Origin of the sequence: Steroidobacter sp. (assembly GCF_036406195.1) — a bacterium.
GTDB lineage: Bacteria > Pseudomonadota > Gammaproteobacteria > Steroidobacterales > Steroidobacteraceae > Steroidobacter.
In genome coordinates this window covers 14,924-31,058 of sequence record NZ_DASWVW010000010.1, presented here as the reverse complement: position 1 = coordinate 31,058, position 16,135 = coordinate 14,924, and the positions used below count along the sequence as shown (strand labels likewise).

Below are 16,135 nucleotides of genomic sequence, written 5' to 3'. Positions count from 1 at the left end.
AAACCTACGTAGGTGCCCCTCTAGCCTTGATCCTCGTAGGGCTTACTCCGGCGCGCGACGCAGGGCGCGATCCTGTTGCATGTTTTGCTCCGCCAGGATCATCAGCTCCTTGGGATAGAGATGATCCTCGGGGAAGTTGGCGGTGCCGACATTCACATTGGCCCGGATCAACCGGTTCGCCACCGAAACCGTGCCGGCATACACGTTGTTTCGGATGCGCGTGGAGATGGCCGCGCCCATCGCCGTATCCGCCTCGGTCAGCAACACCACGAACTCGTCACCACCGAGCCGAGCTGCCACGTCCGACGTGCGAATGGAACGCGTGATAGCGGCCGCCACGGCTCCCAACACCTGGCTGCCCGCATCGTGGCCCATCGTTTCATTGATAAGCGCCAGGTTGTCCACGTCGACCACGACGACGGTGTACGGCCGGCCGAAGCGCTCGGCCTTGCGGTGTTCCTGCTGCAGGATTTCTTCGAACGAGCGCAGGTTCAACAAGCCGGTCAACGCATCCGTCGAGGCCAGGTCGCTGATCCTCTGCACGGCGCTGTGCATCTGACCGATCAAGGCTGCGATGACCAATGCCACCGCCGCGCCGGGCGCCAGTACGCTCAGCAATCGAACGCCAAACTCGGGTGTATCGATATCGACCTGCGGTGTGAGCGCGCCGAGCAGAAAGCCCAGCGCCGCGATGGCCGCCGCCAGCAGCAGTACGATCCACCAGCGCCCGAACGCCAGCGCCGCGCCGACCAGCGGAATGAGATATAGCGGCACAATGAAGCTGTGCGCCGCGCCCGTGGCGATTGCAAACAAAGTGATGCAAACGATCAGCGAGGTGATGTCGACGCCATGTTGGCGCGCGAGCGGTCGCTGCAAGGCCGGGACGATGCGTGCGAACAGAATGCTGAACGTCAGCAGACCCAGCGCCGCGACCGCCAGCATGGGCTGGCTCACCGATGCGGGCACGAAGGCGAATTGCAGCGCGCCGATGGCGAGCGTCAGCAGCTGGAGGCACAACAGTGCCCTCGCCGCAAATCCCTGCGTCTGGGCCGCTGCAGGCTGAGCGGAGCGCATGCAGTCTTACGGAGCGCGACTCTGCCGAATGGCACCGAGCGTCTTCTGCCGCAGGGTGTTCAAGGCCAGCTGCAGCTCGAGATCGTGCTCGAGTTTGCCGTAATTCTCGGTCACATCGACGCTGTCCCGCTGCGTCGGCAGATCCTTGTCGTTGACGACCACGTCCGGCTTGATGCCCTTCTCGTGAATCGAAGCGCCGGAGGGCGTGAAGTACTTCGAGGTGGTGAGCTTGATGGCATGGCCGTCGGACAGCGGCACCACCGTCTGCACCGAGCCTTTGCCGTAGGTCTGGCGGCCGACCAGCGTGGCACGGCGATGATCCTGCAAGGCGCCGGCGACGATTTCCGATGCGGAGGCCGAACCGCCGTTCACCAGCAGCACCATCGGTGCGCCATCGAGCGCGTCGCCCGGGCGAGCATCCATCTCGAATCGGGCGTCCGCCGCGCGGCCATTCGCCGTCACGATCACGCCTTCTTCAAGGAACACATCCGACACTCCGACCGCGGCTTCGAGCACACCGCCGGGATTGTTGCGCAGGTCGAGCACCAGACCGTTCAGCGGCGCACCGTTCTTCTTTTTGAGGCTGGCCAGCGAGCGCTCCAGGTCCGGCGCGGTTGTTTCGCTGAAATGTGAGATCCGAACGTAACCGACGCCGTCATCGAGCAACTGCTCGCGCACGCTGTGAACTTGCACGGCGGCACGCGACAGCGTGAATTCCAGAGGTTCTTCCCGATCGGCGCGCGCGATGCTGATTTTCACCGCCGTGCCCGCCTTGCCACGCATGCGGTCGATGGTGTCCGTGAGATTCTCGACGCTGACCGGAATGCCGTCGACGGCCAGGATGGTATCGCCAGCCAATACACCAGCCTTCTGCGCCGGGGTGCCTTCGATGGGGTTCACGACTTTGACCACGCCATTCTCGAGCGCGACTTCGATGCCGACGCCGGAATATTCGCCCGTGGTGCTGATACGAATCTCGTCGAACTCCTGCGGGTCGAGGAACGCGGAGTGCGCGTCCAGGTCGGCGATCATGCCGCGAATGGCGGCCTCGATCAGTTCCTGGTCGGAAATCTGTTCGACGTATTCATTGCGGACGTGCTCGAGCACTTCGGCAAGCAGGCGCGCGTCTTGCCAGGGCACCGCCCGGCTGCTCTGGGCACCCACAGCGGTCGCCGGCCGCTCGATCTCCCGTTCGGCCTGCACCGTGCGGCCCACCGAAAGACCGAAGCCCATGACGACGCCAACGCCCAGGATCAGCGCGAAGCGGAACGGCATAACTACCCGTGACATGACACCGAGGGGATCAGACTTCAAGTTCGATGGCCTTTAAACATAGTACACGTCCGGCCGGCGGCGACAATGCGGCCCACGCCGTTGCGAAGCACGGACGCCGTTCAAAGAATGGACAAACAAGGGCCGGCCGGCCCGGCGACCGGGCGCGAACTGTGACCCCGGTCCACGATCGCGCCAAGGCTCTCAGGGGGCCACCCGCAGCCGCAATCAGTTCACCGCTGAATCGGCTGCCCCCCGACTCGGACGCCCGGAGGCTGCTTGCCCACCGCGCCCGCCTGACCCCGCCGGACCAGCTCGGCGAGTGCCAGCCAATCCTAAAACCCTGCTTCGCGATCCCTATTTCGCGGCACGGCCAACTAACGTTTCATCAACCAGGCCGCCGGATCGAGCGCCTCGCGGCCCTTGCGGACTTCGAAGTACAGACCGGGCTTGCCCAGGCCCGCGGCGTCGCCGACGGCGGCCAGTACGTCGCCCGGGGCAACACGATCGCCTACGCGGCGATACACCTGCTCATTGTGTCCGTACAAGCTCATGTAGCCGCCACCGTGATCGAGCACGACCAGCAAACCCAGGCCGGGTAACCAGTCCGCGTATACGACACGGCCATAGTATGGCGAGCGAACTTGCGTACCGCGGTCAGCGGCAATGACCATGCCTTGCCACTTCAATGGCCCCCCGGCGCGCAATTGCCCAAAGCGTGCCAGCACAGAACCTTTCACTGGCCAGGGCAATTTGCCTTTCACGCGCTGGAAGGGTTGCTCGGCAAGCTCGGGAAACTCCTCGATAGCCCGCCGCAATGCTTCAACCAGTTTTTCCAACGCCTGGGCTTCCCGCTGCAGTTTCGCGAGCTCGTCGTTGCGATTTTTTATCTTGGATTTCACCTGCGCGAGCGTACGGGCGCGCTGGTCGCGTGCGCCGGCAAGTGCTTGCACATCGCGCGCCTGATCCTGCTCGAGTGCTCGCAGTTTTTCGGTTTCGGTGGCGATGCTTTCCGACAGCAGTTCCAGATGCGCCAGATGTTCGCTGATCGCAGTGATGCGTTCGGCACGTGCACGTCCGAAGTAACCGTAGTAGGCCATCATCCGCCCGAGCCGGGCCGGGTCCTGCTGATTGAGCAGCAGCTTCAGCTGTTCCTGACGGCCATTCATGTATGCCACCCGCACCTCCGCGGCCAGCGCGTCGCGCTCGTCCGCAATGCGCTTCTGGGTGGCCTGCTGTTCGGTCTTCAAATCGGCCAGGCGGTTTTCCGCAGCGATCCGTCGGGCCCGGACCTCGGACAGACGCTCGCGGGCCGACTGAATCTTCAGCTCCGCTTCTCGGACCTGTCCGGCCAGGGCGTCGCGGCGCTCGGCTTCGGCCTGGATGGAGCGGCGGATGGAGTCGATCCGGTTGCGAACCCGTTTGAGCTCGGCTTCCTTGGCGGCGGGCGAGGCGGCCGCCCGGGCTTGAAAAGCACCGCTGCCCCACCCACCAAAGGCGCACAGGACGGTCGCGACAACGGCCGTGGCGAAACGCAGATTTGACATTGCTAGGCGAATACCAGCTCGTTCCGGCGCCGATAAGTGCGGCCAACTGGCCGCGATGGTGGCAGATCCCGATGACCAGCGGGGTGGGGAACTTGGCGGAGTGGCCCGGCTGTTATACTTCGCGCCCTTTTGCCAGCCCCGTGGGTAAATCCCCGATCTGCTGCGATGAATCGATTCTTTGAATACACCACCAACCATCCATTCCTGGTCGCCGCCGCGGCGATTCTCGCCGTTCTCGCCGTTGTGATCGAGATGCGTCAGCGCGCTCGCGGCGGTAACAGCGTCGGCACCGCAGATGCCGTGCGGCTGCAGAACAGCGGCGCACTGGTGGTCGACGTTCGGGACAGCAAGGACTACGAGGCTGGACACATCATCGAGGCGCGCCACATCCCTGCGGCTGAAATTGCCAGCCGCGCGGAATCCTTGAAGAAATTCAAGGAAAAGCCGGTCATCGTCTATTGCGATGGCGGCTCAACCTCGGCCGGAGCCGCGCGTCAGCTGCGTGCTTCGGGGTTCACTAAAGTGGTCACCTTGAGTGGCGGCCTGAACAGCTGGCGACAGGAAAACCTGCCGCTGGTGAAGGGCGCGGCCAAGAAAGACGGTAAGCATTAAATGGGTTCAAGCGATGCAGCGGCCGCCTCGGCCAGCGAAATCATCATTTATTCCACCGCCTGGTGCGGTTACTGCCAGCGAGCACGCAATCTGTTGGAGCGCAAGGGCGCGCAGTTTCGGGAAATCAAGGTCGACGAAGACCCCGGCGAACGCGAAACGATGATGCAAAAGAGCGGCGGACGCCGTACCGTGCCGCAGATCTTCATCGGCGAGCGGCACGTGGGCGGCTATGACGACCTCGCGGCACTCGATCGGGCCGGCGAATTGGATAAACTGCTCGCCCAATTGCCCAGGTAAGGGCGCCCGGCCGGTAGCGGCCGGACACTACTATTCGACGAACGCGACAGAGGATTCGACATCATGGTTGACGAAGTACCCGCGCCCAACGGCCAGATCGGCGATCCGAACGCGCCGCAATTCGCGCCGCAGGCCGTATATCTGAAAGACGTGTCTTTCGAGGCGCCGACCGGGCCGCGCGTCAATCCGAACACGAACCCTACGATCAACCTGAACCTCAATACCGCGGTGAACGACATCGGCGGTGACATGAAGGAAGTCGTGTTGACCGTGCGCGTGGAAGCGCAGGCGGATGACAAGACCCTGTGGTTGGTCGAGCTGCAGCAGGCAGGTGCGTTCGGCCTGCGCAATGTCCCAGCACAGGACATGCAGCGCCTGCTCGGCATCTTCTGCCCGAACTATCTGCTGCCTTACGCGCGCCAGGTGATTTCGGATCTGCTGATGAAGGGCGGCTTCCCGCCGTTCCTGCTGCCGCCGGTGAACTTCGACGCCCTGTTCGCCCAGGCCGCGGCCCGCGCTCAGCAACAGCAGCAGCCGGATGCTCCGGGCGCCGCTTCGGTGAACTGATCTCGCCATGTCCGCGCCAGAGGCCGCCATCGCGGCGCCCGAAGGCTCAACATGCGTGGTGCTTGGCGCCGGCTCCTGGGGCACGGCGCTCGCGATCCAGTTGTCTCGCGTCGCGCTCCCCACTTTGCTGTGGGGACGCGACGCGAAGCATCTCGCCGAGTTGCAACGCGACCGGCGCAATGTCCGCTATCTGCCCGACGCGCCTTTTCCGGAACAACTGCGCATCGAGCCTGATCTGAAGGCCGCGCTGCAGGTCAGCCGCGACATCATCGTGGCTGTGCCGAGCCATGCGTTGCGCGGGATGCTTCAGGAGATCGCGCCTCATCTGCAATCCAACGCGCGCGTTGCCTGGGCCACCAAGGGCTTTGAACTGTCCACTGGATTGCTGCCTCATCAGGTGGCGCGCGAAGTGCTTGGCTCGCACGTGCCCACTGCTGTGATTTCCGGGCCGACGTTCGCTCGTGAGGTCGGTGCTGGATTGCCCACGGCAATGACTATTGCCGCGACCGATCCGACCTATGCAGCCGAGCTGGCGCAGCGCTTTTCTGGAGAGAACTTCCGAGCGTATACGTCGACCGATATCACTGGCGTCGAGGTCGGCGGCGCGATCAAGAACGTGATGGCGATCGGCGCGGGCATTTCCGATGGGCTCGGCTTCGGCGCGAACACGCGCATTGCGCTCATCGCTCGCGGGCTTGTTGAAATGACGCGGCTGGGCGTGGCCCTGGGCGCGCGAAAAGAAACATTCATGGGACTCGCCGGGCTCGGCGATCTAGTGCTCACCTGCACGGACAATCAGTCGCGCAATCGTCGCTTCGGGTTGGCGCTGGCGTCTGGCGAAAACGTGGATGCCGCGCAGAAGACGATCGGGCAGGTTGTCGAGGGCGTGCTTGCCGCCAGCGCGGTTCGTACTGTTGCTCAGCGCGCAGGCGTGGAAATGCCGATCTGCGAGCAGGTCTACCGTGTGGTGTATGAAGGCGTCGCGCCGAAAGATGCGGTGAAAGAGTTGATGACTCGGGCGCTCAAGCCTGAGTGAACTGGAGTTGCCGCCAGGCTTCGTACACGACGACGGCGGCGGCATTCGAGAGATTGAGACTGCGGTTGCCGGGGCGCATGGGAATCGTCAGTCGTTGCTCGGCGGGACAGGTTTCCAAGAGTTCTTGCGGCAGCCCGCGGGTTTCCGGTCCGAATACGAAGGCGTCTCCGGCTGCGAAGCGCGGCTGGTCATAGCGAGCTCTGCCTCGCGTTGAGATCGCGAACCAACGCTGCACCGGCAGCGCGTGGAAACATTCCTCCAACGAATCCCAGGCCCGGACATTCGCCAGGTCCGCGTAATCCATGCCGGCGCGCCGCACGGCCTTTTCACTGATATCGAAACCGAGCGGACGGATCAGATGCAACGACGAGCCGGTGTTGGCGCACAGGCGGATGATGTTGCCGGTGTTCGGAGGAATCTCCGGCTGATAAAGGATGACGTGGAACACTCGGTAAGAATGAAGTGACTGGTGATTAGTGACTGGTCAGAGCTCGTTCATGGGGCGGCGTGGGCCGCGGACCATGGAGAACTAGCTGATTTCCAGCGGCCTGCGGCCGACTCCGAACGATGAAAGGGGTTCCTCTGACCAGTCACTAATCACTAGTCACCAGTCACTTCTGTTGGGCTATTCGTCGTCCATCGCCAGCTCCTTGAGCTTTCGGGTCAGCGTATTGCGACCCCACCCCAAGAGCTTCGCCGCTTCCTGGCGTCCACCTTCGGCCTTACGCAGCGCCGCGCGAATGAGCGTGCGTTCGAACTCGGGCATCGCATCGTCGAGCAACGGCGTTTCACCCGCGGCGAGACGCTTCTCGGCCCAATTCGTGAGTTGGCGTGTCCATTCATCCTGCAATTTGGCAGGCCCGGGTACACCGCCGAGATCGCTTGGAATATCCTCCGCCTTGATCTCGCGGCCCGGCGCAGTCACCGTCAGCCGACGGCACGCATTCACCAGCTGACGGACGTTGCCCGGCCAGTCGAAGTTGGATAGCGCCGCGGCCGCCTCCGGGGTCAGCGTCTTCGGCTCGACGCCGAGCTCGACCGCCGCTTCGGTCAAGTAATGCATCAGCAGCTCGGGAATGTCCTCGCGACGCTGACGCAGCGGCGGCACTTCGATGCGAATGACATTCAACCGGTGCAGCAGGTCCTCGCGAAACAGATTCTGCTTCACCCGTTCTTCCAGGTCCTGGTGAGTCGCCGCGATCACTCGCACATCGACGCGCACCGGCACCTGGCCACCCACGCGATAGAACTCGCCTTCGGCCAACACACGCAGCAGCCGCGTCTGCAGTTGCGGCGACATGTCACCGATTTCATCGAGGAACAGCGTGCCGCCGTCCGCTTGTTCAAACCGGCCACGGCGCTGAGCATCGGCGCCGGTGAACGAACCTTTCTCGTGACCGAACAATTCCGATTCGAGCAAGTCAGCGGTGAACGCCGACGTGTTCAAGGCGATGAAAGCCTTGTTGGCGCGCGGACTGTGACGATGCAGGGCCCGCGCCACCAGTTCCTTGCCGGTGCCGGACTCGCCGGTGATCAATACCGTCATGCTCGAGCGCGACAAGCGGCCGATCGCACGAAACACTTCCTGCATGGCCGGCGCCTGGCCGAGCATCTCAGGAATGCGCCGTGCCTCGGTGTTCGCTTCCTCGACGCGTGTCTTCTGCTGAGCCGCGCGACGCACCAGGTCGACGGCCTGGTCGATATCGAACGGCTTGGGCAGATATTCGAAGGCTCCGCCCTGGTAAGCGGCAACGGCGCTGTCCAGATCGGAATGCGCCGTCATGACGATCACCGGCAGGTCCGGTTGATTGTCACGAATCTCGGTCAGCAGCTCGAGGCCGCTGCGGCCCGGCATGCGAATGTCCGTGATCAGCACATCCGGGCGATCCCGACGCAACGCCGCCAGCGCGGTGTCCGCATGATCGAACGCGGTGGGAGCCATGCCGCCTTGCCGGAGCGCGCGCTCCAGAACCCAGCGGATGGAGGCATCGTCGTCGACGAGCCAGACGTTAAGAGGCTTGACCGGTGTCTGCAACATGGAATGGCAACAGGATAGTAAAGATGGTTTGACCTGGCCTGCTCGCGAATTCGATCAGGCCGTCGTGACGACTCACCAGGTCTTGCGCCACTGCCAGACCAAGTCCAGTACCGTCGGCTCGCCCCGTGACGAGCGGATAAAACAAAGTATCGCGCAGCTGTTCGGGCACACCCGGCCCGTTGTCTTCGAATTGGACGCTGGCGACCAGTCGATGTCGGCGTGCGCCGATGTTGACGTTGGTGAGCGCACGAGTGCGCAACACGAGCCGTCCGCCACGCCCGTCGTTCTGATTCACGACCGGGGCCATGGCCTGCATGGCGTTGCGGCCCAGATTCAACATCGCCTGAATGATGAGATTGCGATCCAGGTGCAGCGGCGGCAGGCTCGGATCGTAATCGCGATCGATCACGACACCCGGCGGTGCATCAGCGGCGAGCAAGTGACCCACGTGCTGTAGCAGCTCGTGAATGTTGATCAATTCTTTGCGCGGCAGATGTCCTGGACCGAGCAATGTATCGACCAATGTCACCAGCCGATCCGCTTCGCTGATGATGACGGTCGTGTACTCACGCATCGACGCGTCATCGAGTTGTCGTGCCAGCAATTGCGCAGCACCACGCAATCCACCCAGCGGGTTTTTGATCTCATGCGCGAGTTGCCGGATCATCAAGCGGCTGCCGCCGATCTGGGTCAGCAACGCCGTTTCACGCGTGATGCGCTGATGCTGAGTCGCATCGCTGATTTCGATCAGCACGGCGCCAGGCGCACCGCTCTCTTCGTAAGGTGCAACAGTGCAGTCGACGATCAGCTCGCTATCGCCATAGATCGGCCGCAGGGCCAGCTCACGCCGCGAGAACGGGCGCGATGTCGTGGCCGCTCGATCGATCACTTCATCGAGCACGGCCGAATCTTCCAAGAGTTCGGCAAGCGGCCGGCCGCGCACTTGATTGCGGCTGACGCCGAACAAGGTCTCGGCGGAGACATTCAGATAGAGCAGCGAACGATGCGCATCGACGATGAGCACGCTGGTGCTGAGGCTGTCGAGGATGCGTCCGGAATCAGCCATGATGCGGGCCATTGGCGGCGAGGGCTGTGCGGCCATTGGTATCCTTCACCATGCCAGCCGCAAAGGAAGGAACGACGCGACCGCTCGAGCGAGCGGCGCGCACCGAAGATTTTACTTGCCGGCCTTCGGCCCAGCGGGCGTGGGTTTGGCTGGCTTCACGACCGGCATGTTGGTGCGCGGATCGATCGCAGGCGTATCGCCGTTGAGCGCGGCATAGGTTGGCTGCTTGGTGGGCATCTTGTTGCCCGCCGTGCGCTTCGGCTTGTTGTTCCGCAGTGCCGGACCGACCGGCGGCTGCGCAGCGGATTCCTGCCGCACATGAAAAGTGACCACGGGCGTTTCTTGAATCTTCTGGCCCTGCTGGGTAGACACGACGGCTTTCACCGTATGAGTGCCACGCGGCACGTTGGTGAGCTCGTGGCTCATCGCGCCGCTGTAACCCTCGACCGGAGAGCCATCCAGATACAAGGAAACCACATGACCCGAGTTGATCGCCGGCGTCGAAGCCAGGCTCACGCGGACCACACCCCCAGTGTTGATGATGGCCTGGTCCTGCTGCGGGCTTTCCACCACGAAGCGCGAATACACCGGGCCCTTGGTAGTGACTTCCCGCGCAGGGGGAGAGTACGTAGGCGCGGGTGTGGAGGCGCGCTTGGTACCGCCGCTCAGTTCCACTTTCTCGGCACCGGCGACCGGTTGATCCGAGTAGTGAGTGACGCCTTGGTCGTCCACCCACTTGTAAACGGTCTGCCCGGCGAATGCCGGCACCGCCAGTGCGAGGAGAACATATAGCGCCGTACGCATATGTAATGAGCATAGCCGCTTCGCCTCGACCTGACAAAAGCGGTGACGGCGTAATTGTGACCGCCGTCACCCTTGGTCCAGTCTCTCGAAAAGAGTCATCTACGGCGGCCCCGAGAATGCTGGCTCGGAGCTGAACGCCGGGCTCGTCCCACCCGGCGCCCAACATGAACCGCCGCTGACTGCTGTCGTTACACGCTGTAATACAGCTCGAACTCCAGCGGATGCGTCGACATACGCACCTTGGTCACTTCCTGCATCTTCAACGCGATGTACGCGTCGATCACGTCGTCGGTGAACACGCCACCGGCCTTGAGGAAGCCGCGATCGGCATCCAGGGCCTGCAGCGCCTGTTCCAGCGAGTAGCACACTTCCGGAATGTTCTTCGCTTCCTCCGGCGGCAGATCGTACAGATCCTTGTCCGCGGCTTCGCCCGGGTGGATCTTGTTCTGAATGCCGTCGAGGCCGGCCATCATCATGGCGGCGAAGGCGAGGTACGGATTCGCGGTGGAATCCGGGAAGCGCACTTCGATACGACGACCCTTCGGGTTCGACACCCAGGGAATACGGATGGAAGCGGAACGGTTGCGTGCCGAGTACGCCAGCATCACCGGCGCTTCGAAGTGCGGCACCAGGCGCTTGTAGCTGTTGGTGCTCGCGTTCGTGAACGCATTGATGGCCTTGGCGTGCTTGATGATGCCGCCGATGTAATAGAGCGCGAGGTCCGACAGACCGGCGTACTTATCGCCCGCGAACAGCGGCTTGCCGTCCTTCGAGATCGACTGGTGCACGTGCATGCCGCTGCCGTTGTCGCCGACGACGGGCTTCGGCATGAACGTCGCGGTCTTGCCGTAGGCGTGCGCGACGTTATGGATCGCGTACTTCAACATCTGCACTTCGTCGGCCTTGCGCACCAGCGTGTTGGCATTCACACCGATTTCGCACTGGCCGGCGGTCGCCACTTCGTGGTGGTGCACTTCGACCTTCATGCCCAGCTCTTCGAGCGCCACGCACATGGCCGAACGGATGTCCTGGAAGGAGTCGACCGGCGGCACCGGGAAGTAGCCGCCCTTCACGCCCGGGCGGTGCGCGGTGTTGCCGCTCTCGTACTTCTTGCTGGAGCTCCAGGCGGCCTCGACGGAATCGATTTCGAAGAACGAGCCCTGCATGGTGGTGCCGAAGCGCACGTCATCGAAAATGAAGAATTCGTTTTCCGGGCCGAACAGCGCCTTGTCGCCGATGCCGGTGGACTTCAGGTAGGCCTCGGCGCGCTTGGCGATCGAACGCGGGTCGCGCTCGTAACCCTGCATGGTGGAGGGCTCGAGCACGTCGCAGCGGACGATCAGCGTGGTTTCCTCGAAGAAGGGATCGAGCACGGCCGTCTCCGCATCCGGCATGAGCACCATGTCGGACTCGTTGATGCCCTTCCAGCCGGCGATCGAGGAACCGTCGAACATCTTGCCGTCGTCGAAAAAGCTCTGGTCGACGGTGTGCGCCGGCACGGTCACGTGTTGCTCTTTGCCGCGCGTGTCCGTGAAGCGCAGGTCAACGAACTTGACCTCCTTCTCTTTCAGCATGCTGAGGACTTCAGCGGGGGTCGTCATGAGTTCTCCTCCGGTAGACAGCGAGATTGAGGTGTCCCGGGTCGCTCGCCGCTACGACGCCAGGAGGTTGTTGAGGCTGTCCGGCCGATTCGCATCGGACGAAAACAGACCAAAGCTGAGTAAGTGGGGCTTGGGCCACGAAAATTGCAGGAAGCATGCCAGCGCACCGTGATGGCGCAAGCGCTTGGATTTGATGGAGGTAGGCGGAAAAAGCTACAAACTGGCGCTCCAAAATGGAGCATGGGCGGCCCATATTGCACCAAATTTGTGCATTTTGGTATTGGAGCGGGCACCAAAGTGCGGCAATCGGCCGCAGTTGCCCGGGCGCCCCAGCGCCGCGACGCGCTGCGCGGCTTCGAACATAACCCGCACGGTATACTCGCGCGCTTTTTAACGAACCAACCGGACCCCAGATGGCCGCACCCAAAGCCGTCGTCCCGCCGCGGACCTTTCAGGAATTGATCTTTGCGCTCCAGTCGTACTGGTCCAAGCAGGGGTGCGTCATCCTGCAGCCCTACGACATGGAAATGGGCGCGGGGACCTTCCATACCGGCACCTTGCTGCGAGCCGTCGGCCCGGAGCCCTGGAGCGCGGCATATGTACAGCCATCCCGCCGGCCGACGGATGGCCGCTATGGCGAGAATCCCTTCCGCCTGCAGCACTACTACCAGTTCCAGGTGGTCCTCAAGCCATCGCCGCCGGATATCGTCGATCTGTACCTGGGCTCGCTGGCGGCGCTCGGCTTCGATCCGCTCACGCACGACATTCGCCTGGTCGAGGACAACTGGGAGTCGCCCACCCTGGGCGCCTGGGGCCTGGGCTGGGAAATCTGGCTGAACGGCATGGAAGTCACGCAGTTCACCTACTTCCAGCAGGTGGGTGGCCTGGATTGCAAGCCGGTGATGGGCGAGATCACGTACGGACTGGAGCGGCTCGCGATGTATCTGCAGGGCGTGCAGAGCGTATATGACCTGCTCTGGGCGGACGGGCCGCTCGGCCGCGTGACCTACGGCGATGTGTATCACCAGAACGAAGTAGAGCAGTCCAAATACAACTTCGAGCTCGCCGATACCGCGCAGCTGTTCCGGCACTTCGACGACCACGAGGCGGCATGCAAGAAGCTGCTGGAGAGCGGGCTCGCGCTGCCGGCCTACGAACAGATGCTCAAGACATCGCACACCTTCAATCTGCTCGATGCCCGCAAAGCCATCTCGGTGACCGAACGTCAGCGCTTCATCTTGCGCGTGCGCGCGCTCGCCAAAGAAGTCGCCGAAACCTACTACAAAACCCGCGAGGCACTTGGTTTCCCCATGCTGAATCGCGCGGCCGCGGAAGCTTGAGCTTCGGAATTTCAGCATGAGCAAACGTGATTTTCTGGTCGAGATCGGCACGGAAGAGTTGCCGCCGGCATCATTGTTCACTCTGGCCGCGTCGTTCGCCGAGGGTGTCACCAAGGGCCTCGACACTGCCGCCATCAAACATGGCGAGGTGAAATGGTTTGCGACGCCGCGACGCCTCGCCGTTTACGTGGCGGGCGTGGCCGACCAGCAACCGGATCAACAGATCAAACGTCAGGGCCCGGCCGTCGCGAATGCCTTCGGTCCCGATGGTCAGCCGACCAAAGCGGCGCTGGGATTCGCGACGTCGTGCGGCGTGAGCGTCGACCAGTTGCTGCAAGTCGACGGACCCAAGGGCAAGGTGCTGCAGTTCGAAGGCTCCAAGCAGGGCGCAGCGACAGCCACATTGCTGCCGGGCATCGTGACTACCGCGCTCGACAATCTGCCGATCGCGCGGCGCATGCGATGGGGCGCGGGCTCCCAGGAATTCGTGCGCCCGGTCCACTGGGTGGTGATGTTGTTCGGCTCGAGCGTCATCGACGCCGAGATCCTCGGCATTCGCACCGGTAAGTATACCCAGGGTCACCGTTTCCACGGACCGAAGCTGCTGGCGGTGAGCAATCCCGCCAAGTACGCGCAGCTCCTGCTGGAAAAGGCTCATGTGGTTGCCGATGTCTCGGCTCGCCGTGAACGCATTCGGGCCGAAGTGAATGCAGTGGCGGAGACCATTGGCGGCCAGGCGGTGATCGAGGACAAGCTGCTCGATGAAGTGACTGCGCTGGTGGAGTGGCCGGTGGCGCTGTGCGGTCGCTTCGATGAAGAGTTCCTGCGCCTGCCGCAGGAGGTGCCCATCGCCACCATGCAAGACCATCAGCGCTACTTTCCGGTGCGCTCGGCCGACGGCAAGCTGATGAACTATTTCATCACCGTCGCGAACATCGCGAGCCGCGATCCGGACCGGGTCCGCGATGGCAACGAACGCGTCGTGCGCCCCCGTCTGGCCGATGCCGCGTTCTTTTGGGATACGGATAGAAAGGAGCGGCTCGAGGCGCGGTACAACGCACTCAAGTCAGTAACCTTCCAGGCAAAGCTGGGTTCGCTTGCCGACAAGAGCAATCGCGTAGCGACGCTCGCGCAACGCATTGCCGAAACCATCGGCGGCAGTGCCGACCTGGCCCAGCGTGCCGCACGTCTGAGCAAATGCGACTTGCTATCGGCCATGGTGGGCGAGTTTCCCGAGCTGCAAGGATTGATGGGCAAGTACTATGCCCAGCACGACGGCGAAGACCCGGAAGTCGCCAGCGCGCTCGAAGAGCAATATTGGCCGCGCTTCGCCGGCGATAAGTTGCCAGCCACGAAGACGGGCATCGCCCTGTCGATCGGCGACAAGCTCGACACCATCGCCGGGATCTTCTGCATCGGTCAGAAGCCCTCCGGCACGCGCGACCCTTACGGTCTGCGCCGTGCGGCTCTCGGCATCCTGCGCACGATCATCGAGCACAAGCTGGACCTGGATCTGCGCCAGCTCGTGGACGGCGCCGTTTCGTTGCAGCCGGTTGCCGCACCGGAGAATGTCGGCGAGGAGATCTGGAGCTATCTCATGGAGCGCTTGCGCGCTTCCTATCTGGAGGAATCCGCCGGGCGAGCAGTCACCACCGAAATGTTCGATGCCGTGTTGGCGAGCAAGCCCCATTCACCCATCGACATCGACGTGCGCTTGCAGGCATTGGAAGGATTCCTGGCGCTGCCTGAAGCTGCCAGCCTGGCAGCCGCGAACAAGCGCATTGCGAACATCCTGCGCAAGGCCTCTGGCGATGATCTGTCCGGCGCGGTGGAAACATCGAGACTGCAGGAGCCGGCGGAGCGGCAGCTGTTCGATCACGTTGTTTCCATGGAGCGCGCCGTGAACCCGCTGTTCTCCCGCCGTGAATACACCGCCGCACTGACGCAGCTCGCTACCCTGAAGGAAGATGTGGATCGCTTCTTCGATTCGGTGATGGTCATGGCCGATGACCCCGATGTCCGTGCCAATCGGTTGGGCCTGTTGGTACGCCTGCGCGGACTGTTCCTGCAGGTGGCGGATTTGTCGCGGTTACCGGGCTGACGAGACAACTGTCATGCAGCTGTTGAGGTCGATCCTTTTCACGACCCTCCTGTTCGTCGGAACGCTGCTGTATGCGGTGGTGGTGCTGCTGTTGGGCTGGCTGCCGAGCCAGAAGCTGTACGCCATCGCTCGTAGCTGGGGTCACGTGAACATGTGGCTGCTGGCCAAGCTCTGCAATCTCACATACACGGTCGAGGGTCGGGAAAACATTCCGCCCGGCGCGCACGTGTCGATGTGGAAACATTCATCCGCCTGGGAAACGATCGCGCAGGCCGCGGTCTTCCCGCCGCAGGCCTGGGTGCTCAAGCGCGAGCTGATGTGGATTCCGCTGGTGGGCTGGGCGGTGAAGTGCCTGAAGCCGATCGCCATCAACCGAAAGGCCGGCGCGGCGGCCGTCACCCAGGTGGTCGAGCAAGGCACACAACGGCTGAAGCAAGGCCTATGGATTCTGATCTTCCCGGAAGGCACGCGCGTCGCGGTGGGTGAGACCCGGAAGTACGGTGTGAGTGGCGCGCTACTCGCCTCCAAGGCGGGCTGCAAGATCGTTCCGGTAGTCCACAATGCCGGCTACTTCTGGCCGCGGCGTGGCTGGGTCAAGAAGCCGGGCAATATCCGTATGGTGATCGGTCCGGCCATCGATGCGGCCGGACGCAACCCGCGTGAATTGAACGAGGAGGTGCGGGCTTGGATTGAAACGAAGCTGGTGACCCTGACGCCTGGCTCCGCCAGTAACGTCCCGGACCAGCCGGCGGCCCCGCTATCGCCGGCTAATCGTTGAAG

General features: G+C 63.0%; 15 protein-coding genes. 7 read left to right on the top strand and 8 right to left on the bottom strand.

Translation table 11 applies throughout. The annotated features are described in order from the left end of the window. Positions 1-42 precede the first annotated feature (42 nt). The 3 genes from VGE08_RS02955 to VGE08_RS02945 all read right to left on the bottom strand — a co-directional run bounded on the left by VGE08_RS02955 (position 43) and on the right by VGE08_RS02945 (position 3,893). Positions 43-1,074, bottom strand: a complete 1,032-nt coding sequence (locus tag VGE08_RS02955; RefSeq protein ID WP_331066362.1) for a GGDEF domain-containing protein — start codon at positions 1,072-1,074, stop codon at positions 43-45. Between the two features lie 6 nt (positions 1,075-1,080). Beyond that, positions 1,081-2,364 (bottom strand): S41 family peptidase, encoded by a 1,284-nt coding sequence (locus tag VGE08_RS02950; RefSeq protein ID WP_331066361.1) that lies wholly within the window; start codon positions 2,362-2,364, stop codon positions 1,081-1,083. A gap of 359 nt (positions 2,365-2,723) precedes the next feature. Next, on the bottom strand, positions 2,724-3,893 hold the full coding sequence (locus tag VGE08_RS02945) for a murein hydrolase activator EnvC family protein (RefSeq protein WP_331066360.1): 1,170 nt from the start codon (positions 3,891-3,893) through the stop codon (positions 2,724-2,726). Positions 3,894-4,058: 165 nt separating this feature from the next. Between VGE08_RS02945 and VGE08_RS02940 the strand changes: the two genes are divergently transcribed. The 4 genes from VGE08_RS02940 (at position 4,059) to VGE08_RS02925 (ending at position 6,405) form a co-directional block, all read left to right on the top strand. Then, positions 4,059-4,505 carry a rhodanese-like domain-containing protein gene (locus VGE08_RS02940; RefSeq protein WP_331066359.1) on the top strand — a complete coding sequence of 149 codons (447 nt, stop codon included), beginning with the start codon at positions 4,059-4,061 and terminating at the stop codon, positions 4,503-4,505. Further along, positions 4,506-4,802, top strand: a complete 297-nt coding sequence (gene grxC, locus VGE08_RS02935; protein WP_331066358.1) for a glutaredoxin 3 — start codon at positions 4,506-4,508, stop codon at positions 4,800-4,802. 63 nt (positions 4,803-4,865) lie between these two features. Continuing rightward, positions 4,866-5,369: a protein-export chaperone SecB gene (gene secB / locus VGE08_RS02930; protein ID WP_331066357.1), complete on the top strand. Its 504-nt coding sequence runs from the start codon at positions 4,866-4,868 to the stop codon at positions 5,367-5,369. A 7-nt stretch (positions 5,370-5,376) separates the two neighbouring features. Next, positions 5,377-6,405 carry an NAD(P)H-dependent glycerol-3-phosphate dehydrogenase gene (locus VGE08_RS02925; protein WP_331066356.1) on the top strand — a complete coding sequence of 343 codons (1,029 nt, stop codon included), beginning with the start codon at positions 5,377-5,379 and terminating at the stop codon, positions 6,403-6,405. On the opposite strand, the gene VGE08_RS02920 is transcribed toward VGE08_RS02925, so the two are convergent. The 5 genes from VGE08_RS02920 to glnA form a co-directional block, all read right to left on the bottom strand. Further along, entirely contained in the window at positions 6,392-6,853 is a 462-nt protein-coding gene (locus tag VGE08_RS02920; RefSeq protein WP_331066355.1) for a tRNA (cytidine(34)-2'-O)-methyltransferase, read from the bottom strand. The two genes, VGE08_RS02925 and VGE08_RS02920, sit on opposite strands and share 14 nt — an antisense overlap. Positions 6,854-7,030: 177 nt before the next feature. Continuing rightward, positions 7,031-8,443: a nitrogen regulation protein NR(I) gene (gene ntrC / locus VGE08_RS02915; RefSeq protein WP_331066354.1), complete on the bottom strand. Its 1,413-nt coding sequence runs from the start codon at positions 8,441-8,443 to the stop codon at positions 7,031-7,033. Next, on the bottom strand, positions 8,415-9,509 hold the full coding sequence (gene glnL / locus VGE08_RS02910) for a nitrogen regulation protein NR(II) (protein WP_331066353.1): 1,095 nt from the start codon (positions 9,507-9,509) through the stop codon (positions 8,415-8,417). Before glnL ends, ntrC begins: the two co-directional genes overlap by 29 nt. 111 nt (positions 9,510-9,620) lie before the next feature. Then, positions 9,621-10,313: a DUF4124 domain-containing protein gene (locus VGE08_RS26670; protein ID WP_331066352.1), complete on the bottom strand. Its 693-nt coding sequence runs from the start codon at positions 10,311-10,313 to the stop codon at positions 9,621-9,623. 188 nt (positions 10,314-10,501) lie between these two features. Further along, on the bottom strand, positions 10,502-11,914 hold the full coding sequence (gene glnA / locus VGE08_RS02900) for a glutamate--ammonia ligase (protein WP_331066351.1): 1,413 nt from the start codon (positions 11,912-11,914) through the stop codon (positions 10,502-10,504). 413 nt (positions 11,915-12,327) lie between these two features. On the opposite strand from glnA, the gene glyQ reads away from it, so the two are divergent. Genes glyQ through VGE08_RS02885 form a run of 3 tightly spaced genes read left to right on the top strand, consistent with a single transcriptional unit; the run spans position 12,328 to position 16,133 of the window. Continuing rightward, positions 12,328-13,254: a glycine--tRNA ligase subunit alpha gene (gene glyQ, locus VGE08_RS02895; protein ID WP_331066350.1), complete on the top strand. Its 927-nt coding sequence runs from the start codon at positions 12,328-12,330 to the stop codon at positions 13,252-13,254. A gap of 16 nt (positions 13,255-13,270) precedes the next feature. Then, positions 13,271-15,355 carry a glycine--tRNA ligase subunit beta gene (gene glyS, locus VGE08_RS02890; protein WP_331066349.1) on the top strand — a complete coding sequence of 695 codons (2,085 nt, stop codon included), beginning with the start codon at positions 13,271-13,273 and terminating at the stop codon, positions 15,353-15,355. A 13-nt stretch (positions 15,356-15,368) separates the two neighbouring features. Further along, positions 15,369-16,133, top strand: coding sequence for a lysophospholipid acyltransferase family protein (locus tag VGE08_RS02885; RefSeq protein WP_331066348.1), 765 nt, complete (start codon positions 15,369-15,371; stop codon positions 16,131-16,133). The last annotated feature ends 2 nt before the right edge of the window (positions 16,134-16,135 follow it).